The sequence below is a fragment of the Ktedonobacterales bacterium genome (assembly GCA_036557285.1).
GTDB lineage: Bacteria > Chloroflexota > Ktedonobacteria > Ktedonobacterales > DATBGS01 > DATBHW01.
The window spans coordinates 80,278-100,839 of record DATBHW010000018.1 but is presented as its reverse complement, the minus strand read 5'-3'; the positions used below and the strand labels follow the sequence as shown (position 1 = coordinate 100,839).

18 protein-coding genes are annotated in these 20,562 nt (G+C 61.3%); 15 read left to right on the top strand and 3 right to left on the bottom strand.

Annotated features, from left to right (window positions below; all coding sequences use genetic code 11):
* Nucleotides 1-288 precede the first annotated feature (288 nt).
* The 6 genes from VH599_06320 to VH599_06295 all read left to right on the top strand — a co-directional run bounded on the left by VH599_06320 (nucleotide 289) and on the right by VH599_06295 (nucleotide 6,831).
* Nucleotides 289-894 carry a hypothetical protein gene (locus VH599_06320; GenBank protein HEY7347918.1) on the top strand — a complete coding sequence of 202 codons (606 nt, stop codon included), beginning with the start codon at nucleotides 289-291 and terminating at the stop codon, nucleotides 892-894.
* A 28-nt stretch (nucleotides 895-922) separates the two neighbouring features.
* The gene (locus tag VH599_06315; GenBank protein ID HEY7347917.1) at nucleotides 923-1,213 is read left to right on the top strand and encodes a hypothetical protein; all 291 of its coding nucleotides are present in this window, start codon (nucleotides 923-925) and stop codon (nucleotides 1,211-1,213) included.
* Nucleotides 1,214-2,422: 1,209 nt separating this feature from the next.
* Nucleotides 2,423-3,037 carry a hypothetical protein gene (locus VH599_06310; protein ID HEY7347916.1) on the top strand — a complete coding sequence of 205 codons (615 nt, stop codon included), beginning with the start codon at nucleotides 2,423-2,425 and terminating at the stop codon, nucleotides 3,035-3,037.
* Nucleotides 3,038-3,143: 106 nt separating this feature from the next.
* A complete protein-coding gene (locus VH599_06305) occupies nucleotides 3,144-3,503 on the top strand; it encodes a hypothetical protein (protein HEY7347915.1) in 360 nt (119 codons plus the stop codon).
* Between the two features lie 510 nt (nucleotides 3,504-4,013).
* Entirely contained in the window at nucleotides 4,014-6,215 is a 2,202-nt protein-coding gene (locus tag VH599_06300) for a GAF domain-containing sensor histidine kinase (protein HEY7347914.1), read from the top strand.
* On the top strand, nucleotides 6,187-6,831 hold the full coding sequence (locus VH599_06295) for a response regulator transcription factor (protein HEY7347913.1): 645 nt from the start codon (nucleotides 6,187-6,189) through the stop codon (nucleotides 6,829-6,831). Before VH599_06300 ends, VH599_06295 begins: the two co-directional genes overlap by 29 nt.
* Before the next feature lie 60 nt (nucleotides 6,832-6,891).
* On the opposite strand, the gene VH599_06290 is transcribed toward VH599_06295, so the two are convergent.
* The 3 genes from VH599_06290 to VH599_06280 form a co-directional block, all read right to left on the bottom strand.
* The gene (locus tag VH599_06290; GenBank protein ID HEY7347912.1) at nucleotides 6,892-7,257 is read right to left on the bottom strand and encodes a pyridoxamine 5'-phosphate oxidase family protein; all 366 of its coding nucleotides are present in this window, start codon (nucleotides 7,255-7,257) and stop codon (nucleotides 6,892-6,894) included.
* A gap of 485 nt (nucleotides 7,258-7,742) precedes the next feature.
* Complete coding sequence (locus tag VH599_06285; GenBank protein HEY7347911.1) at nucleotides 7,743-7,916, bottom strand: hypothetical protein; 174 nt, start codon at nucleotides 7,914-7,916, stop codon at nucleotides 7,743-7,745.
* A 19-nt stretch (nucleotides 7,917-7,935) separates the two neighbouring features.
* The gene (locus VH599_06280; GenBank protein HEY7347910.1) at nucleotides 7,936-10,896 is read right to left on the bottom strand and encodes an AAA family ATPase; all 2,961 of its coding nucleotides are present in this window, start codon (nucleotides 10,894-10,896) and stop codon (nucleotides 7,936-7,938) included.
* A 286-nt stretch (nucleotides 10,897-11,182) separates the two neighbouring features.
* Here VH599_06280 and VH599_06275 point away from each other — a divergent pair, with 286 nt between their 5' ends.
* From VH599_06275 to VH599_06235, 9 genes are all read left to right on the top strand, one after another.
* Nucleotides 11,183-11,350 (top strand): hypothetical protein, encoded by a 168-nt coding sequence (locus tag VH599_06275; GenBank protein ID HEY7347909.1) that lies wholly within the window; start codon nucleotides 11,183-11,185, stop codon nucleotides 11,348-11,350.
* Nucleotides 11,351-11,433: 83 nt separating this feature from the next.
* Nucleotides 11,434-11,604 carry a hypothetical protein gene (locus tag VH599_06270; protein HEY7347908.1) on the top strand — a complete coding sequence of 57 codons (171 nt, stop codon included), beginning with the start codon at nucleotides 11,434-11,436 and terminating at the stop codon, nucleotides 11,602-11,604.
* Nucleotides 11,605-11,777: 173 nt separating this feature from the next.
* Nucleotides 11,778-12,350 (top strand): hypothetical protein, encoded by a 573-nt coding sequence (locus tag VH599_06265; protein HEY7347907.1) that lies wholly within the window; start codon nucleotides 11,778-11,780, stop codon nucleotides 12,348-12,350.
* Between the two features lie 11 nt (nucleotides 12,351-12,361).
* On the top strand, nucleotides 12,362-14,896 hold the full coding sequence (locus VH599_06260) for a peptidase domain-containing ABC transporter (protein HEY7347906.1): 2,535 nt from the start codon (nucleotides 12,362-12,364) through the stop codon (nucleotides 14,894-14,896).
* Between the two features lie 205 nt (nucleotides 14,897-15,101).
* Nucleotides 15,102-15,521, top strand: coding sequence for a globin domain-containing protein (locus tag VH599_06255; protein HEY7347905.1), 420 nt, complete (start codon nucleotides 15,102-15,104; stop codon nucleotides 15,519-15,521).
* A gap of 497 nt (nucleotides 15,522-16,018) precedes the next feature.
* Entirely contained in the window at nucleotides 16,019-16,600 is a 582-nt protein-coding gene (locus tag VH599_06250) for a dihydrofolate reductase family protein (GenBank protein ID HEY7347904.1), read from the top strand.
* A 58-nt stretch (nucleotides 16,601-16,658) separates the two neighbouring features.
* Entirely contained in the window at nucleotides 16,659-17,936 is a 1,278-nt protein-coding gene (locus VH599_06245) for a crosslink repair DNA glycosylase YcaQ family protein (protein ID HEY7347903.1), read from the top strand.
* Nucleotides 17,937-18,223: 287 nt separating this feature from the next.
* The gene (locus VH599_06240; protein ID HEY7347902.1) at nucleotides 18,224-19,099 is read left to right on the top strand and encodes a DUF72 domain-containing protein; all 876 of its coding nucleotides are present in this window, start codon (nucleotides 18,224-18,226) and stop codon (nucleotides 19,097-19,099) included.
* 296 nt (nucleotides 19,100-19,395) lie between these two features.
* Complete coding sequence (locus VH599_06235; protein HEY7347901.1) at nucleotides 19,396-20,436, top strand: glycosyl hydrolase; 1,041 nt, start codon at nucleotides 19,396-19,398, stop codon at nucleotides 20,434-20,436.
* Nucleotides 20,437-20,562: the final 126 nt, after the last annotated feature.

Below are 20,562 nucleotides of genomic sequence, written 5' to 3'. Positions count from 1 at the left end.
GCTCCTCCTCTTCTGCTCGTTCCGGGTTAATATCTCTCTGCTTCTGTTCTCGCGTCTTCGCACACCGTCCGGCTCTGCGTGGCTTCCTCCCACCAGATCAAGGATGAGTGCTTCAGCAACCTCGTTGCGCAATCCGTGGGTATCTGGGCGAACTTCCCTCCCAACAATCCAGGTACCATCTGCCGCAGAATCCAGGTACTTTCCCCGGTGGCACCGCCCGATGTTTCAGCTATCCTCTCCTTCAGGTACGATTGCCATCTGGTCAAACGACCAAAAGGAGCGGTTGCCATGCTGTATCATCTTGCCCTGTTTGTTCATATCAGCGGAGCGGTTCTTTGGTTCATCGGCCTGGGGCTGGTGTGGCTGGGGCTGAATCGGCTGCGCCAGGCGGAGCGCGTCGAGCAAGTGTGCGAGGTCAGCGCGCTGCTGGCTGTGTTGGAGCGGCTTTTCGCCCTCAGCGTTGTGCTGCTCCTGGGTGGTGGTCTCTACATGACCATCACCACCTGGGGCTTCACGCTCGCCTGGCTAGATGCAGCCCCGGTCACGCTCGCAGCCTTGCCCATCGTCGGCCCCGGCGTGAATGGGCGGCGTCTGACCCGTATTCGCCAGACAGCACTGGCAGAACCAGATGGGCCGCTGTCGGCCAGTCTCCGGGCACAGACAACCGACCCGGTATTGATCTTCTGGAGCCGAATCGTCGCACTCCTCGGCTGGTGGATGGTGTTCCTGATGACCCTCAAACCGGACCTGTTCGGCACGCTGGCCGCACTGGGGGTGGCAGTAGGGCTTGGCGTCTTCTTCGCCCTGCTGGCCCAGCGTGCCCTACGCAAGCAGTTCCCAGTCTCAGCACCACCAGGAGCCAACCAGGAAGTAGCTCAGCCAGCCAGGCGATGACAACTCAAAAGAAAAGAGAGGAACTACCATGACGATCCTGCACATTGAACATGCCATCCGCAACTTTGACGCCTGGAAGAAGGCCTTCGACAGCGACCCCATTGGCCGGGAGCGGTCAGGCGTGCGCAGCCATCAAGTGCTCCGGCCTGTTGATGATCCGAACTACGTAATGATTGACCTCAGCTTCGACAACTCCAGCGCGGCGGAGTCGGCTCTGGCCGCGCTGCGCGAGTTGTGGCGATCACCAGCCGCATCATCCGTCCTGATGGGCAGCCCGCAAACACGCATTGTCGAGGTCGTGGAGAGTAAGCAGTATTAACCATACTCCAGCCCTTCCAGACCAGCTCAGATTCAGGTCACCTCCACCTCATTTGGACTATCAAATGCACAGGAGCGCCCTCACCGCCTTGAGGGCGCTTTGTTGACAGTTGTCGTATGCTTGGAACAGATCATAACGGAACGGCGGCGGAAAGCGGTAAAGTGATAGAAAGAGGAGGCTCTAGGCCGCTTGGAATAAGGGCTGATGAATACATCTCGCTTACAGGCGACAGCGGGTTCGAATCCTGTCGGTCCGCCATCTCACGCGTGACAACCGATCCGCTTTTCTGACCCCCATTTTGACCCCCACACCGCTGAACGATCCTGAACGAACGTGAACAGAACGGCCTTCTGGACCCGCTCTTTTGCAGGGGTTCTGAACGGTCCTGAACGTTTGTGAACAGTTGGGCTTGAGTTCGACTCTCCTCCATCTCCACCCGATGAGGGCAGGTTTTATCTGCCCCCATCTTTTATGCTCGCAAGGTTATACTGCAACCACTAGTGCATACAGCCTTATCAGCCCCCCAAAATGGCATCCATGACATTGATCGTCGCCTGTTGCATATGCGGCGTCACATGTCCATAGAGCCGCAGGGTGATCGAAATACCCGCTGTCCCAGCATCTCACAGACGACCTTGGGGTTGATCCCACGACTGAGCAGTAAGGTAGCCGCTGTATGCCGCAGATCGTGAAAGGTGAAATCCGCATCCGCAAAGCCCTCCGTGACCTGATTGGGGACAATTCTAAAAAGGTGAGCGGCTTGCCTGGTGGATGCAGTTGGTCAAAGGTCCAGCCGTCCATCTCGGAGTAGTGGCGCAAGGTGAGACCAGCGTAGGTGGTGTCTGGACTGATCATCACCAGTCCGGCGTTGGCGGCAATGGGCATCTCCGCTGCTGCTACAGCGCTTGTGAACGGGCCTACTACCCCCACGATGCAGTGGTTCTGCACGCTCTGCCTGTCTAGCTACTTAGATGGGATCTCGGTCTCCGCCAACAGAGGACGCGCATAGGACAGATGTCACCCTGAAAACAGGACACGAATGATGACACCTGTCACATCAAAATCAGGACATAACCTATGACACTGCTCCCATCACCAGATGACACTTCCTCCGCTATGCTTAGCGCAGAGGTATGCACCCGATAGGCAATGTGCGCGATGCGCCTCAAGCGTTCTAGAGGAATCAAAGCGAAAGGAAGAACAACCGTGATGGCAACAGCAACCGTAAATAGGAAACGGACTCAAGTCGGCTGGGGCTTCTGGCTCCAGTGGGTGGTGGCTACCAGCGTGTGCGGGGCGGTAGGCGGGGTCGTGATCTCGGCCTGCATTGGGGCCCTGGGAGACCTCGGCGGGAATGTGGTTGGGAATACCGCTTCGGGGCTGGTGGCCGGGATCGGCCAATGGCTGGTCCTGCGCCAATGGCTGGAGCGCGCGGGCTGGTGGATCCCGGCCACCGCTGGGGGCTATCTCCTGGCTGCGAGCCTGTTGGTCTTGCAAGGCCCGCTGGGCGAGAACCTGGGTGGGGTGATTGCGACGATTGCATTGGGCTTTGTGCCTGGAATCCTGCAATGGCTGCTCCTGCGGCGGCAGGTGGCGCGGGCGGGCTGGTGGGTGCTTGCCAGTACGGTCAGCATTCTCGCTGCCTTCACGGCAGGGGTGGCCGCGAGCTCCGGCGTGGGTTTGAAGGAGAGCGAACTCGTCTTCGGCCTCGTGTCCGGGATAGCGAGCGGAGTTGTTTTCGGAATCATGAGCGGACTTGTGCTGGGCTGGCTGCTCCGCCACCCCGTTGCAGCGCCCGCGCGTGGGCAGACAACAACGGCGTAAAGGCGCAACAAGGTTGCTGAAGAGTTTACGCTTGCTTTTCGTAGCGGCAGCAGAAATGACCATCGGCTCTTCATGTGTTCGTGACATGCACCAGGAGGAAACACTCATGGCATCCCAAACCGTAGCTACCCGTACCACCACATTCACCATTGGCTGGATTACTCTGCTCTTGATTTCGGCCTTAGCCGCCCTGAATCACCTCTTCCTGATGATCGCCAACCAGGAGGAGCGCGTGCTGTTTCTTGGCTGGGCGGCATTCAACGTGTATTCCACGCTGGTCCTGGCACTCCCCTTCCGCAGGAGGGAACCCTGGGCCTGGTACACCTCCTGGGTGCTGGTGATCGCGTTTGCGGGCGTGATGCTCCTTGACCCAGCAGGGGGGGTCGGGGTGTGGTATGTGATCGGCGCGGGGGTGCTGGCAGTGGGTTTGCTGCTGACCCGGTCTGCGTTCTTTCCGAAGAAATAGGCGTGAGGGGTAGCAGGCCATGCAGCCAGGGCCGTTCGCTCTCGTTTCAAGCACATGACCTTGCTCTGGCTCGGTGATCCACATCCTTTGACGTTGCCCTGGTGGGCGGCAAGGCAGCCACCCTCAGCCGCCTCGCCCGCCTGGCTCACCCTGTGCTTGATGGGTTCTACCAGCCAGTGACGGTGCTGGACCAGGCGCACCCGCTGGACCTGCGGGAGGATCGAGACCAATCTCATGTTCACGAATGGTCTGCTCTGCCAGGTGAGGAATGGCGAGGAGGAAGGCGAGTGGGCGTACCCACGATCACGTGGGGTGCTGCTGGGATCGAGACCCACGCGGCCTCACTGCCGCTGCGATCTGCGAGCACGCCGTATGTTAGAATGAGGGGGAGCGCAGTACCGGCAGCCGAGGGTCGGCTCGGTGGCACCCCCCGGACTGCTTGGTTGAGCACGGCCTTGTTCCATTGCAGAGCGAGTGCGCTGCCAGAATGAACCTGAAAGGAGACGACCGATGCGCTGGTTCCATCTTCCGCTTGCGTTGGCGGAACGCCCGCCCGCCACGAGCACTGCCGATACGCGCTTGCGTGGGGACTGGCTGGTGCTGGCGCGGGTGGCCTGGGCAGCGCTGGCGGGCCTGGCGCTGCTGCTCTTTGTCCTGGGTCTTCCGCCGCGCTATGACCATATCCGCAACCTCTCCGGCGACGATGCCCTGGGCAATGGCTGGACCCCTGCGGCCATCCGGGCGGCTCTGGCCCAGCTCGGCCTCTCCACCGACTTCCGCGCGATCTACTGGGTCGTGGTGGCGGCGCTCGTGGCCCTGGGCGCAGTGGTGGTCGCCGTCGTGCTGCTGTGGCGCAAGTCAGACGATGGGCTGGCGCTGTTCGTCTCGCTCTTCCTGCTGACGCTGGGCGTCTGGCCCACCGGCGTCACGGCTGCCCTGGTGGTCAATCACCCGGAGTGGGGGCTGCCGGTTCAGGGGGTGACAGCCTTCAACCTGATCGGCTTCCTGTTCTTCTGCCTGCTCTTTCCTGACGGGCGCTTTGTGCCGCATTGGACCCGGCTGCCTTCCCTCGTCTGGGGTCTCCTCCTGCTCGCTTGGGCCTTGTCCCCCCTCTTCACCGGCCCTGACGCCTGGATCGGCCAGCTCCTGTGGGCGGTCGGGTGGAGCGCTGGCGTTTTCGCCCAGGTCTATCGCTATCGGCGCGTGTCGGGGCCAGTCCAGCGCCAGCAGACCAAGTGGGTGGTCTTCGGCGTGGCAGGGCTGGTCCTGACCTTCCTCCTGTTTGTGGCGCTCTTGCCTGTGCTCGTCCCGGCGCTCTACCAGGCCACTCCCTTGGGGATACTCTGGGAAATGGTCGTGGGGGGCCTCATCCTCTTCGGCGCTTTTCTCTTCCTGCCGCTCTCCGTCGGTATCGCGCTCTTGCGCTACCGGCTGTGGGACATTGATCTGCTCATTAACCGTTCGCTGGTCTACGGATTGCTCACCGCCAGCGTTCTCGGCTTCTATGTCCTGGTGGTGAGCGGGCTGGGAACAGTGGTACAAGTTCAGGGGAACCTCCTGCTCTCGCTGCTCGCGGCTGGGCTGGTGGCGCTGCTCTTCCATCCCCTGCGCGAGCGGCTCCAGCGGGGGGTGAACCACCTGTTGTACGGCCAGCGCGACGAGCCGTATATGGTCATCTCCCGTCTGGGTCAGCGCCTGGAGGCGACGCTGGCGCCAGAGGCGGTGCTGCCAACCATCACCGAGACCGTCGCTCAGGCACTCAAGCTGCCCTATACGGCGGTGAGCGTGAAAGTGGGCGAGGAGTTCCGCCTGGCCGCGGCCTCTGGCTCGCCCGTGGAAGCGCCTCTCTGCCTGCCCCTGGCCTATCAAGGGGAGATAATCGGCCAGTTGAGGCTTTCGCCGCGCCGCCCTGGTGAACCGTTCACTCCGCCTGACCGGCGGCTGCTGGAGGAATTGACGCGCCAGATTGGGATGGCGGCGCATGCGGTGCGCCTGACGGATGATCTGCAACGATCACGTGAACGGCTGGTCACGGCGCGCGAGGAGGAGCGGCGGCGGCTGCGCCGCGATCTGCATGACGGGCTTGGCCCCACACTGGCGGCCCTGGCCCTGAAAGCCACCACCATCAGCGACCTGATACCCACCGACCCAGCAGGAGCCATACACCTCTCCAACGACCTCTATACCGATATTCGCTCCACCGTCGGCGAGATCCGCCGTCTGGTGTATGCCCTGCGCCCACCGGCGCTCGATGATCTTGGCCTGGTGGCAGCGATTCGGGAGAGCGCCAGCCAACAGAGTCGCTCTGATCAGGTGAGCCACACCGCTGAGCGCGGGGAGGGTCTGCACATCAACGTGGAGGCGCCTGATCGCCTGCCGCCTTTGCCTGCGGCGGTGGAGGTGGCGGCCTATCGCATTGTGCAGGAGGCGCTGACCAATGTCGTGCGCCATGCTCAGGCCCATACCTGCACCGTCCGGCTGTCTCTGGAGGATGCCTTGCACATTGCGGTGAGTGACGATGGCGTGGGCTTCTCAGCAGAACGCCAGGCGGGGGTAGGATTGCTCTCCATGCGCGAGCGGGCGGCAGAATTGGGTGGCTCCTGTGTGATTGAACGTGCTGCCGAAGGCGGAACGCGCGTCTGTGCCCGGTTGCCCATGCACTCACACCGACAGGAGGAAGCCGATGGAGCCATTGCGCGTGCTGATTGCTGACGATCACCCGCTCTTCCGGCATGGCATTCAGGCGCTGCTGAGTGCCACGCCCGATGTGGAGGTCGTGGGCGAGGCCAGGACCGGTGAGGAGGCGATCAGCCTGGCAGCGTCGTTGCAGCCGGATGTGATCCTGATGGATATTCAGATGCCAGGCACGAACGGCATCGAGGCTACACGCCGCATCCTGCACACCAGCCCGCACATCCGTATCCTGATGGTCACGATGTTTGAGGATGATGCCTCTGTCTTTACTGCCATGCGGGCCGGGGCGCGCGGCTATGTGCTCAAGGATACCGAGAAAACGGAGTTGCTGCGCGCCATCCGCGCGGTGGGCGGCGGCGAAGCCATCTTTAGCCCGGCGATTGCCACCCGGTTGCTCGACTTTTTCGCCGCGCCTAAGCCACCCGTGCCGCCGCAGGTATTCCCCGAACTGACCGAGCGCGAGCGCGAAATCCTTGTGCTGATTGCGCAGGGCCACCGCAACCACGAGATTGCCAACCGGCTTGTCCTGAGCCATAGTACCGTGCGTAACTATGTCTCCAATATCTTCAGCAAGCTGCAAGTGGCCGACCGCGCGCACGCCATCCTCCGCGCCAGAGAGGCGGGATTAGGATGAGGAAACGCTGGGTGTCTGCCTGAGCAGCTCTTAGCGTATACATTTCCCGAAAAGACCGAATCACCCCGTTGGGGCGTTATAGAACCTGGTGGGCGTGATGCAGATCGCCTGGCTGTAGACGTTCGCCATCGTCTCAGGGGTGTAGCCGATGCGCTTGATGCGCGCCCCATACTTTGCCACGTAATCGGGCAGGGTGGTGTTCACCTCGGGGTCATCCAGCAGTTCCGCCTCGCCCTCCAGCGTGATGGGATCGGCTCCCTGGTTGGTATTATCCAGGGCCAGGATCACGCGCGGCTTCTGGCGCAGGTTGCGAATCTTCTGCTGGTTGGGTTTGCTGAAGATGAGCAGGTCTTTGCCGGTCCAGAGGAACCAGACCGCCACCAGATGGGGGCGTCCATCAGGCCGCACGCTCCCCAGCCAGATCATGATGTCTTCTCACAGGCGGTGGTCAATATGCGCGTCTCTCTTTTGAGTCAGATCAAGCATGTGTACCTCGCTTTGGATTGTCCAGGATGGTGTTTCGAGCAGGTTCGCTCATAGCTTGCGAACCCGCTGACGAGTGTCTATCAGAAAGGCTGAGCTTTGTCCTCCGACAAAGAGGATGCCACCAGGTCAGCGATGGCCTGCATTTGCTCTTGACTCAAAGGCCCATACTGGAGCGCACCCACGTTTTCTTGCACCTGTGCCACAGTCTTGAAGCCAGGAATGGGAAGAATGCGTTCGCTGGGCGCCCACAGGGCGCCCAGCGCGGCTTGAGCCAGGGTTCGGCCATCGCTGCTCTCGTGTGCCTTTTGCAAGGCGCGCAAGACGTACCCCCAGAAGCGGGCCGGGTCATTCTCGGCGCTTTCGAGCGAGAGCCAGGCAAGGGCTAGCTCTTGCGGAGATGTGGGAACGTCTGCACGAGCGGCATATCAGGAACTCAGAAGCGTCGTTTTGCCGAATCCCGCCGGAGTGGAGACCAGCGTCAGCCGCCGGGCAATGCCTGCATCCAGCCGCTCAAACAGTCGCTCGCGTTTCACACAATCCGATCTGACTGGTGGTGGCGCCAGCTTGGTTAGCAAGAGCCATGATTCGCCCACACTCATGCTATTCTCCCAATACCCCTCACAGGCGTGCACTCTCTTCAAGGGATTGCTCTACCCGCCTGGCGTAGAAGCGTTCGCCCAGTTCATGCAGAATGGCCTGTGCATTGCTGAAATGCTCACGAGCCAGTTCAGGTTCTCCCCGCTGGAGAGAGACCTGCCCCAAGAGATAAAGCGTTTTGGCTTCAGCATACGGCGCGGGCAGTTCCCGACTGAGGGTCAACGCCTCCAGCAAGGGCTGCTCTGCCTCCTCCCAGCGGTGTTCCTTGCTGAATGCGAGCGCCTGGACACGGAGGGCTTCCATGAGCGCCGGGCGCATCCGCGCCTCCCGTGTTTCTGCAATGAGTTCTGTCAGCAGCATCTGCGCTCTGGTCTCTTCGCCCATCTCCAGGTAGGCCCAGGCGAGGAGCGGAAGAAACTCTCTGATATAGCCGGTATTTCGACTGGCAAGGTCAAGGAGGGGGCTGATCCGCGCGCAAGCAGCTTCGGGCTGACCCGAAAGGAGATCGCGCTCGGCTAGTGCCGCTTGCATCCAATGCAGCACGCGGTGGTGGCTGCTTTGCTCAGCCAGGCGTGCTTCCTCAAAATAGCTGGAGGCTGCTTCCTCATTGCCTTCAGCCAGGCACAACAGGCCCAATCCATAGAGGGGATAGGTGTCGCCTGTGAAGCGACCTCTTTCGCGTGCCCCCGTGGCTGCCTGCTCAAAAAGATTTCGTGCGCGCTTCCACTCGCCGCGAGCAAAGGCAATGATGCCAAGGCGATGCGTCAGAAATAGGAGGATTCTCGGGTCTCCCAGGCGTTCCGCAAGTTGAAAGGCGCGCTCGATGTAGTGTTGTTCCTGGGTATAGTCACCCCATTGGGCGTAGACCACACTTACGTCCGCGAGCGCGTTGATGAGCGTAGACGCATCACTGCTAGTCTCAGCCGCAGGGAGCACCTCTTCAGCCAGTACCTGGTACGACTCCAACAGCTCTCCCACTAAGCTGAGTGCCGTGCCGAGCCGCTCCTGGGCAACGAGCATCGTCTGGATGTCTCCAAAGGCGCGAGCAAGATTTGCCCCTTGCCTGGCAGCAGCAACCATCTCGTGATACTGATCGATGCCACCGTAGAGCCGAGCGAGCGACACATAGAAAGCCGCCGCTCCCCGCACGGCGCCCAGGGCAGAAAGCTGATCAATTTTTGGCTGGAGCCGTTTCAGCCCCTCTGCCGGTGTCCCATACCAGCGGTGTGTGGTTCCAATCCTGGCAAGTGTTCGTAGTTCTCCCTCCAGATCTTTTACGGACTGATATACCTCTACCGCTTGTTCCAGGACCGCCAGCGCCTGGTCGTAACGGCCCAGGAGGCCCAGTACCTCCCCAAGGTTCTCCCGGACCCGCGCGGCCTCCACCACCCGCCCTAAAGTGTCCAACTTGGTTGCAACCTCACGATAGGCCTCGGCGGCCTCCGCATGCGCGTACCGCGCCCGTGCCGCATCCCCTGCTCGCTCCAAATAGAGCACCGCCTTTTCCATCTCGCTGCTGCGCGCATAGTGATACGCCAGCACCTCAATGGCTGGCACGCCTGGCCCCTGCTCCAGCGCCTCGGCTACCCGCCGATGCAGCTGCGCCCGCCGAGCCGCCCCCAGGTCCGTCAAGAGCACCTCGCGGATCAGATCGTGCGTCACCTGGTAAGTATCTTCGTTGGTCTCCACCAGCAGGCGCACCCGTCCACAGGCTTCCAGGGCCTCCAGCAACGCCTCCTCTGTTTGGTCAGCCTGCGCCGCCACCCTGAGCAGCAGGCGGCGCGGCACGCTGCGCCCAACCACCGCCGCCAATTGGAGGAGTTGTTGGGCGGACTCCGGCAAGGCAACCACCCGCTGCAGAATGGCCTCTCGCAGTGTCCAGGGCACGTGGCTGCTGCCATTCCAGGTCAACTGGCCGGTAGAGAGCGCCTGGATACAACTCACCAGGAAGAGGGGCACGCCTCCGGCTCGTTCCAGTAGGTGCTGGAGCAGCGTGGAATCTCCTGCTGCCTCCTCGGGGAGCAGTTCCACCAACAAGTCAGTGGCTTCTTCCCCAGACAGGGGAGAGAGCAAGGCACGATGGGCGCGCCCTTCGCGCGCCAGATCAGCGGCCAGGTGCGCGAGGGGATCCTGGGGACTAATGTCGGTGTCGCGATAGGCTCCCAGGATGCGCAGCGGGCGCTCCGGTGGGGTACGCACCAGCGCCTGGAGCAGATCGAGGGCGTCGGTCCCAGCCCAGTGCAGATCATCCAGCACCAGGAGCGTCCCAGCCGGGCCAGCCACATTCGCCAGATAGCGCGCTACGGCGCTAAACATCAAGCGACGCTCCTGCTCTGGCGGCAACGTCCAGGCGGGCGCCGCGAGCACCTGGCTCTCCAACAACTCGGGCAGCAGACGAACCAGCCAGGCACAACCCTCCAGGTTCAGACGCTGCTGGGCGGCTGCCTGGCGGCGTAGCGAGTTTGCCAACGCGGCGACCAGGGGTGCATACGGGTCCTGACCGTTTCTTCGGTGGCAGCCGCCTGCGACTACAGTCCAGCCTGCTGCCTCGGATCGCTCCATGCCTTCCTGCAACAGCCGGGATTTGCCCATGCCTGGCTCGCCCGCCAACAGCAGCACCGGGGGGCCAGCCGTCAGCACCTGGTCCAGCAGGGCGAGTTCCTCTGTGCGCCCCACCAGCGGAGCAGCAGACATGAACTGGGAGGACGGTTGGAGGCTTGTGTTGGGAAGTGGGCTAGTCGAGGTGGCGCGCCCCCGTGCCGCAGCCTCTAACTGGGCGCGTTCCTGGGGCGAGAGGTGCAAAGCGTCCGCAAGCAATTGCACGGTCTCTTTGCGTGGCTGGGTTCTGGCGCCACGCTCCAGGTCTGCGATGCCCCGAAGACTTAGCCCAGCCTCGGCAGCGAGTTCCTCCTGGGTCAGACCGGCAGCCAGCCGATAACGCTTGAGCAGTACCCCAAAGGTCAGCGATGGAACGGCAGCCATCTCTGGTCTCCCTCTGCGCGCCTGGCTCGACATGCGGCTTCGCCTCCTGCCCAGGCAGGCGTCACGCGCGCCTGGTGCGATCATAGCATCTGTTCACGCCGTCTGCAAGTCGTGCAGGTTAGCATTGCGTAGCTGATTGCGTAGCTGATTGCGTTCATTGCGCATGTTCTTTGCGCCCAGCATCAGGCATACTCTTCTCAGACGCGATGAGGAGGACTTCATGAGAAGCACCCACAGCGGACAAAAGTGACAAAACGATGTAAGCACATCAGAAAGAGGACACAACATGGCGAACGAAAACCAGAAGACTGAGAACAAGCAAGACGAGCAGCCCGTCGCACAGGTGGAACTGACCGACGAGCAGTTGGAGCAGGTGGTCGGCGGCGGCATCAAAGTCCCCGACGCCCCAGCCGCATACCCTCCAGGCCCCGGTATCATTGGCCCCAACTTCTAATCCCGCGCTGGCCCTGGCAGGCGATGTCTGCCTGCCAGGACGGGGAGACCAACAAAGTAAGCACAGAAAAAGGAGCACCCAACATGTCGAACGAGAACCAGAAGACTGAGAACAAGCAAGACGAGCAGCCCGCCATGCCAACAGCGCAGGTGGAGCTGACCGATGAGCAGTTGGAGCAGGTGACTGGGGGCTTTGAGCCGAACAGCCCCGCAGCGTTCCCTCCAGGCCCCAGCATCATTGACCCCAACTTCTAATCCCGCGCTGGCCCTGGCAGGCGATGTGTGCCTGCCAGGGTCAAGTTGCCAAGCGAACAGCAACGCATTCCTGGGAGAGGCTCTAAACCAGCTCTCTCCCAGGGGTGCTGCCAAAATACGTGTCTCGGACCCAGCAGCCACGACCTGTACCTGTCATTCAGAGGGAAAAGAGCATGGTTTCAAAGCGACACCTTTTTCGGGCACAAGCCCTCCAGGAGTATACACAACGTCGGGAAAAGGAGATTCTGCCCCGCCTGGTGCGACCACCAGTTCTGCTCTGCTGCTGGGTGCTGCTGGGTCTTTTGCTGGCAGCTACCGTGCTGGCCTGGCAGGCGCAGGTCGCCGTTTCGGTGGAAGCCGCAGGCGCCATCGTTCAAGATGCCCAGATTGCACCCCAGGATGCAGGCCAGACAGCCGCGCTGCTGTTCGTGCCTGCCGCCCCTTCTTTACATCTTCCCGTTGGACAGACGATTACCGTGTACCTGACCGGGCAAGCCGAGCCGCTGAGCGCCACCATTGAAAGTGTTGCGCCGGATGTGCTCAGCCCGGATGAGGCCCGCCAACGGTATGGGCTGGCTGGCGATCTCGCCTGGGTCATTACGCAGCCCTCGATGGTGGTCACGCTCGCACTGCACACCAACCTCTCCGCGCCTGTGTTGACGGGGAGAAGTGTGCATACCCAGATTCCCGTTGGGTCACAATCGCTGCTCACGCTGCTGCCAAAGATGCTGCAAGAACTGTTGTGAGGGAGAACCCGATGAACAGCTATGAAGACGACTCCTTGACTGAGGGGCGGGATGAATGCCCGACACTGGTGCTCTCCGCTGAGCAGCGCCAGTCGTTCTATCAGCGCCGGTCTGCCTTGCTTAGCGGGCTCCTGCCCGCTGGCGAATCGAAGCATGTCTCCGCCGGACTGGCCGAGGTCATTGACCATCGAGAGCTGTTCCAGGCCCGGCAGACGCGCGCCTTGAGTGCTCTGATCCAGCAGGAACTGGAGCAGGAGCAAGCCCTGCTATCCCCCCCACCCTCAGAGCACTCTCCTGCGCCCAGCAGACCTGCTTCTGAGCCGTCCAGGGCAGCGCCCGCTGAACAAGGCAGGCGCGCCCGCTGGAGCCGATTCTGGGCACAGCGCCGTCCGCGACGGGTGCCGGTCCTAAGGCAAATGAGCGCGGTGGAATGCGGGGCTGCCTGCCTTGCCATGCTGCTGGGCTACTACGGGCGCAAGACCAGCGTCTCGGAAGTGCGCGAGCGTTGCCAGGTGGGGCGTGACGGCCTCTCGGCGCTGGACATTGTGAAAGCAGCCCGCACCTACAACCTGCGGGTTCGAGCCATTTCGCTTCAAGAAGATGATCTGCGGCTGATAACCCTGCCCGCCATTGCGCATTGGGAGTTCAACCATTTTCTGATCGTTGAGCGATTCTCTCACAAGTGGGTAGACGTGGTGGATCCGGGTCTAGGGCGCAGGCGCTTGAGCACCGAGGAATTTTTCAAAAGTTTTACGGGCATTGTGCTGATGCTGGAGCCAGGCGCCCATTTTGATCGCACCGCCAGCGCCCGCCAGCGCCCGCTGCGCGGCTATCTCTGGAGCTATCTCAAGCTTGCTCCGCTCTCCATCGTGCAAATCCTGGGCGCGTCCCTACTGCTGCAACTCTTTGGGCTGGCCGTGCCGCTGCTGACAGCGTTCGTGGTGGATCAGATTCTCCCGTTCCAGATGAACGATACCTTGACGCTGCTGGCGGTGGGTTTAGGGTTACTCATGCTGGCGCAGGTAGTAAGCACCTGGCTGCGTGCCAGCGTGCTGCTGTACGTGCAAACACGCGTGGATAGCCAGATGATGCTCGGCTTCTTTGAGCATCTGCTCTCATTGCCGTTGCGCTTCTTTCAGCAGCGGTCCAGCGGCGATCTGCTCGCACGCTTAGTCAGTAATGTCGTCATTCGGGATACCATCAGCAATCAACTCATTTCCACCCTCCTCGATGGAAGCCTGGTAGTCACCTACTTGCTCATTCTCTTCGCGCAGTCAGCCACTTTTGGCTGGCTGGTGCTGGCGCTTGGCCTGTTGCAAGTTGCCATCCTCCTGGCTTCTAGTCGAGTGATTCGTGCCCAGGCCACCAGGGAACTGCTCGCCCAAGGCAAAGCGCAGAGCTATGCTGTCGAGGCGCTGGTGGGCATCACCACGCTCAAGGCCGCTGGCGCAGAAGATCGTGCGCTTCAACGGTGGATCAGCCTCTTCTTCGACCAGATGAACGCCTCCGTGCGCCGGAGCCAGCTTTCAGCCCTGGTGGAGGTCGCCACCGCCAATCTACGCGCCATAGCCCCGTTGATCTTATTAGTGGTCGGCACGGCTCAGGTGCTCAGCGGCACACTCCAGGCAGGGACGATGCTGGCGCTGGTGACGCTGGCCGGGGCTTTCGTGACACCGCTCTCATCGTTGGTAGCCAGTGGAAAACAGTTGCAACTTGTGCAGGCCCACCTGGAACGGGTAGCTGATGTCGTGGAGGCGGAACCGGAGCAGGATCTCCTGGCCGTCAGAGAGCCGCCGCGCCTGACTGGGCACATACGGCTGGAGCAGGTCAGTTTTCAGTATGCTCCGCAATTACCACCCCTGCTGCATGATATTACTCTGACCATTCAGCCGGGACAAAAAGTAGCGATTGTGGGGCGCACCGGTTCGGGGAAGAGCACACTGGGCAATCTCTTGCTAGGCTTATATCTGCCGACACAAGGGGAGGTATTCTACGATGGCCTGCCGTTGCGCCAACTCAATTACCAGACAGTGCGCGCGCAGTTTGGCGTTGTCACGCAAGGTTCGACCCTCTTCAGCGGCACCATCCACGAAAACATTGCGCTCAACCAGCCGGGCATGAGTATGGAGCAGGTGATTCAAGCTGCCTCAGCCGCCGCGATCCATGAAGACATTTTAGAGATGCCGATGGAATACGAAACCTTTGTGGCCGAAGGCGGAAGCGCCCTCTCGGGAGGGCAACGCCAGCGGCTGGGGCTGGCCCGTGCCCTGGCAACGGATCCCGTGATTCTGCTTTTGGATGAAGCGACCAGCGCCCTGGATGTCGTCACCGAGCGGGTGGTGGAAGAGAACTTGCAGGCGCTGTGCTGCACGCAGATTGTCATTGCCCACCGTTTGAGCACGATTCGCCATGCCGATATTATTCTGGTGTTGGATCAAGGCGCCATTGTGGAGCGTGGCTCCCATGCGGAGCTGCTCCAACAGCAGGGCTATTATGCCCGGTTAATCCAGAGCCAACTGGAAACCGGAGAGCTCGTCGCGCGGTAATCATGGATCTTACTCTCTCTTGCTTGCGGTGCAGGCCAGGCTGGGAGTACCCATGAAGGCTGCCAGCCCCTCTCAGCCAGCCAATCCGCATAAATGCGTTTGGGGAGTGGACAGACCAGCAGATGAAGGGTATGATCTGAACAGAACAACCCGCTACCAAACGCCAGGCGGCCTTGCGTGGAGGTCTAGAGAAAGCAGGCATAGTATGAGCGCCCAGAGCGAGTTACTCGAAACCAGTTTTCAAGCGGTAGTGCTGCAAGGAGAAGCGTTTGTGGTCGCGTTTTATGAGCGACTGTTCACACGCTTTCCCCACACCAGAGTCCTCTTTGCGGCTACCGATATGCCGGCCCAGCGCAAGAAGTTGCGCGAATCGCTGGCCCTCATCGTCGAGCACATGCAGCAGCCCGAGGTGCTGTCTGACATGCTCGAGGAACTGGGGCAGCGGCATGTGGGCTATGGCGTCAGGCCAGAGCATTACCTCCTCGTGGGGGTGGTCCTGTTGGAAACCTTTGCCGACTTTCTGGGACACCACTGGACCCAGGCTCACCACGATGCCTGGGTCACAGGGTATGAGGCAGTCTGTCGCCTGATGCTCCAAGGCGCGGAGGCGCCTCCGCTCACGTAAGGTCAGGAAGATTTCCAGGATCGGTATCAGCATTGCTCAGAGCGCACGCATGTTCGTGTATCCTCTTGTGCGAGAGACCCAGGATGCTTAGCGAGGTCCGCAACCCGCTACTGGCGAAAGAACTCATCCCGCTTGCCAGGAACATCTTCCTGCATAGAGTGAACTGGCAGGGGCGCGCGACCAGGGGAGCAACCGATCCCTTTAATGCTTTGCTGAATTATGGGCAGGGTTCTCTGCACGCGGACCAGCCTGACAAGCCAAGCCTTACCTTAGAGCGTGTGACGGTGATAAATGGTATGAGGAGCATCGCAAAAAGCGGTTCTTTACACAAGTCCATTCCCGTGATAGATTCTGGGTGAAAGAAGAGAAGCTCAGGGCATGACCCCTCGCCGGATGACGCCGAGTCGCAGACGAAGCCCTCCAAACCTTCCCGCTTGGTACGTCAGGTGAGTTCTACGGTTGAAAGCCTGGAGTTGTCGCTCGATAGGGAGGGAATCATGCGAAAGATCGTGGTCTCAGAGTTTGTGTCGTTGGACAATGTTATGCAAGCGCCTGGGGGCGCAGAAGAAGATACCGAGGGCGGCTTCACCCACGGCGGGTGGACCGGGCCATACTGGCACGATGACATTGGCGCGCACTTCTTTGAGGCAATGAGCCACAGTGACGCGCTGCTGCTGGGGCGCAAAACCTGGCAGATCCACGGCGGGGCCTTTGAACCTATGCCAGAGGGTGACCCGTTTGGCGATCTCATGAACACCGTGCCGAAGTACGTGGTTTCCACCACCCTGGCCTCGGCCTCCGCCTGGCGCAACTCCACTGTGATTCGCGGCAACGTGGTCGAGGAAGTACGCACCTTGAAAGCCCAGCCCGGCAAGAACATCCTCACCGATGGCAGCAGCGTGCTGGTGCATACCCTGGCCGAGCATGATCTGGTGGACGAATATAGCCTGTGGGTGTACCCGGTGGTGCTCGGCAAGGGCAAGAAGCTGTTTCCTGATGGGCTGCGCGTGAATCTGCGCCTGCTCGAATCCAGGCCACTCCCCACAGGCGTGGTGCTCATGCGCTACACGCGCGCCTGAAGGGCCGCCGACTACGCAGTGGTAAACAGGGTGTTGCGAGTCTCTCCAAGAGGGTATCATGCTGACTATCACCATCGAGACAGCCCGTCGTTTCATCCTCGGCAAGCAGGGCTTGTGGCCCGGGCGACGCTGGCGCGGTATCGCGGGCACCGAGCAGGCCATGCGCGCGATGGAGTACCTGCAACTCGACCCACTGCACATCCTGGCGCGCAGCCAGGACATTGCGCTGCACAGCCGCGTGCTCGATTACACGCCGAGCCTGTGGGAAGAGCTGGCCTATCAGCAGCGCAAGTTCTTTGACTGGGGTGGCTGGCTGGCCGTCCGACCGATGGACGAGTTGCCGTACTGGCGCTTGGTCATGCGCCGCGAGCGTGATGGCCTCTCTGGCGACCCGCGCATTCATCGCATGGCCCGCGACCACGCCGAGGCCATAGAGGAAATGCGGTCCATCCTGCGCGAGCGCGGCGCCGTGAGCAACCGCGACTTCGAGATGGCGACACGGACACGCACCCAGAGCTATCGTGGCCGCAAGGACAGCGCGCTGGCCTTGTATTATCTCTGGCGCATCGGCGAAGTGATGACGCACCACCGCGAGCGATTTGAGCGCGTGTACGCCCTCACAGAAGCGGTCGCGCCTGCGCATCTGCTGCGCGAAAGCGACGAGGCCGAGGCTGATCGCTTCTTGATCAAAAAGGAAGTCAACTTCTCTGGCCTGGCGCCTCTCCGCCGGACGGCTGATGCCTTTCACGGGCGTGGCGAGCCGGATCGCGCCGCAAAGAAGAAGCTGTTCGGGACAATGGTGGCCGACGGCGAGATCATCGAGGTACAGGTGGAGGGCTGGAAGGCGGTACACTACACACTCGGCAGCGACGCCGAGGCGCTGAGCGAACTCAGCGCAGGGCGCGTGCCGCAGGCATGGACGCCGTTGGAGACGACCACGACGGATGAGATCGTCTTCCTGGCGCCGCTCGATCATGTCAGTGCGCGCGGGCGCGCCAAAGCCTTGTTTGGCTTCGACTACGTGTGGGAGGTCTACAAGCCAGAGCACCAGCGCCAGTTCGGCTACTACACGTTGCCGATGTTGTGGGGCGACCGAATCGTCGCGCGCTTCGACAGCAAACTCGACCGGACGACCAACACGTTTGTCATCCTGGGCTTGTGGTTGGAGGACGAGGCTCTCGGCACAGATGAGGCCTTTGCGGAGGCCCTGGCTCGTGGGTTGGCGCGCTTCGTGACGTTTCTCGGCGCGAGCCAACTAGATGCAAGGGCGATGCGCGAGCCGCTGCTGCGCCGACGCGCCTACGCTGCACAGGAAGCAAGTGCAAGCGGAGGGTGATAGCGAGGTCTCGCCCGTGTTGGCCTCTTATCAGGGCGCTTGATTTCACCTCCTTTCCACGAAGCGCCAGACAAGTGCATTGACCAGAACAAAAAAACACGAGAACGCAAGTGCTGGCTGGCGCGCTCGACCAATCGGTAGTGCTGCCCTACACTGCATTTCCTTTCCCCTGCTGCTTGCTCTCCTCTGGTTTCCGTGCTACAGTAGGGGACACGCATACTGAATAGGACGTTACGCCCATGCTGACCCCTCCCAGAGACGTTGGTCAGCGCAGAAGGAGCATGGTGATGCTCTACATCGGAGGCCCGGTCTGGGGCAGCAAAGCGTGGGTCGGTAATTTCTTTCCTCCCCACACACCCGCTCGGTCATTTCTGCGGCTCTATAGCCAACGCCTACTTGCTATAGAGGGGAACACCCTCTTTTATGCGCTGCCCTCGGCAGAACTGATTGCCCGCTGGCGAGCGGAGACTCCCTCGACGTTTCGCTTCTGCCCCAAAGTCTGGCGCGCCATCAGTCATGCGGCGCGTCTTGATCACACCAAAGCAGAAACCCAAGTGTTCACCGAACGGGTGCGGGGACTGGAAGATCGCTTAGGACCGATGTTTCTGCAATTGCCTCCATCCTTTTCTCCGTCCAACCTGGAGCGGCTCCAAGCGTTTCTGGACTTCTGGCCCGCTGATCTGCGCCTCGCCGTAGAAGTGCGGCACCCAGGCTTTTATACCGACCAGCAGGCTGCGTCATTGCACGCCTTACTGGAGCAGCATCAGGTTGGACGGGTCATGATGGATACCAGACCGCTCCGCACTGGAGATACAAAGGATCAAGCATTACTGGCAACCCGCGAACGCAAGCCCCATCTCCCCTTGCAGATTGCGTGCACGACGGACTTTGCGTTCCTACGCTACATCGGTCATCCAGAGCTAGGGGTCAATGCGCCATTTCTTGATGAGTGGGCACAGCAGTTGGGGCAATGGCTCCAACAGGGCAAGACGCTCTACGTCTTTTGTCATTGTGCTTTTGAGGAGGACTCGCCAGGGCTGTGTGCTGCACTCTATCAGCGCGTACAGGCACTCGTGCCGCTGCCGCCACTACCCTGGCAGCCAGAGCGTCCAACGGTCAGACCGATGACGCTTTTTGAGAGCTTTTCAGATGGCTCTCCTTAAAGGGTTCTGTCTGAGGGCGCTTCGCCAGATGCCCCCCACGCGGAGAGTCCGAATGAGGGCAGGGCGAGCGAGGGGCGCAGGCTATGAGGAGAGCGGCAGTTCCTAGAGCCGCATCAGCAGGACCATAGCTCAGAAGGCGGACGCTCTTCGGTTTCCTGTTCGCGCCACTCCATAGGAGATTCGGCGTCATGGCCCATCTCTTGAAGGAGTGACAAGTGATACACTCCAGTAAGAAGAATGCTCGATAACGCACCGCGCCAGCGATGGTTGCTTTTCTGCCTGGCAAGGGGGTTCTCATGACTCGTGTCTTTGTCGCTCTGTCCGATGGCCTGTTGCTGCTCCAACGGCAGCAGGGCGTCTGGCAGGCCCACCGCCTCCTCGAAGGCTTCCCCACACAATGCCTTGCCGCTGATCCACTCCAGCCAGAGCGGCTGTATTGTGGCACTTTTGGGCGTGGCTTATGGTGCAGTACTGATGCCGGTCGCTCCTGGCATCCAGCAGGGGAGGGCATTCGCTCCCCGCAGCTAATGGCAGTGGCTGTCAGCCCTACCGAACGTGTGGGGACGTGGGGTGTGGTCTATGCTGGCACAGAACCGAGCGCCCTCTACCGCTCGGAGGACGGTGGAGCCTCCTGGCAGGAACTATCCCACCTGCTCACGCTCCCTTCGGCGCCCACCTGGAGCTTTCCGCCTCGACCTTACACCAGCCACGTTCGCGCCGTTGGGCTTGACCCCTTGCGGGCAGGGGTCTTGGTGGTAGCCATCGAGGCTGGCGCGCTGGTACGGAGCTTTGATGGCGGCCAGACCTGGGAGGATCGCCAGCCGGGGGGACCTTTCGATAGTCACACCCTTGCCTTGCCCCGGCAGCGGCCCGGCTACATCTATTCCGCTGCCGGGGATGGCTTCCTGCAACCAGGGCAAGGGTTTGCAGAGAGCCATGATGGCGGCACTACTTGGGAACGACCTGGCGCGGGTCTACAGCACCATTACCTCTGGGGGCTGGCGGTCGATCCCGCTGATCCTGACACGCTAGTTGTCTCAGCGGCGGCTGGACCACAACAGGCCCATAATCCCAGGTGGGCCGAGTCTGCGATCTATCGCAGGGCAGGCGGCAGTCCCTGGCAGCAGGTTCTGCAAGGGATGCCTGCCTCCAAGGGTACGCTGGCCTCTGTGCTCGCGGCTGCCAACACCGAGCCAGGCGTTTTCTATGCAGCCAACAACCAGGGCCTGTATCGCTCCCCGGATGCTGGACAAAGTTGGGAACGTATGGAGATCCCCTGGCCGGAACAGGGGCGTCGGCAGCGGGCAGAGAGCCTGCTGGTTCTTACGGACGCCTGAGCAACGAGTATGTCTTCGCCGTGTTCGATCAAGCGGGAACAGCAGTTGTGTATGTCGGCGCCAGGGCAAGCCCACTGGCAGCAGGTAAGACCACTGAAGATGCCTTGGCTGCCTTGCCAGCCGCGT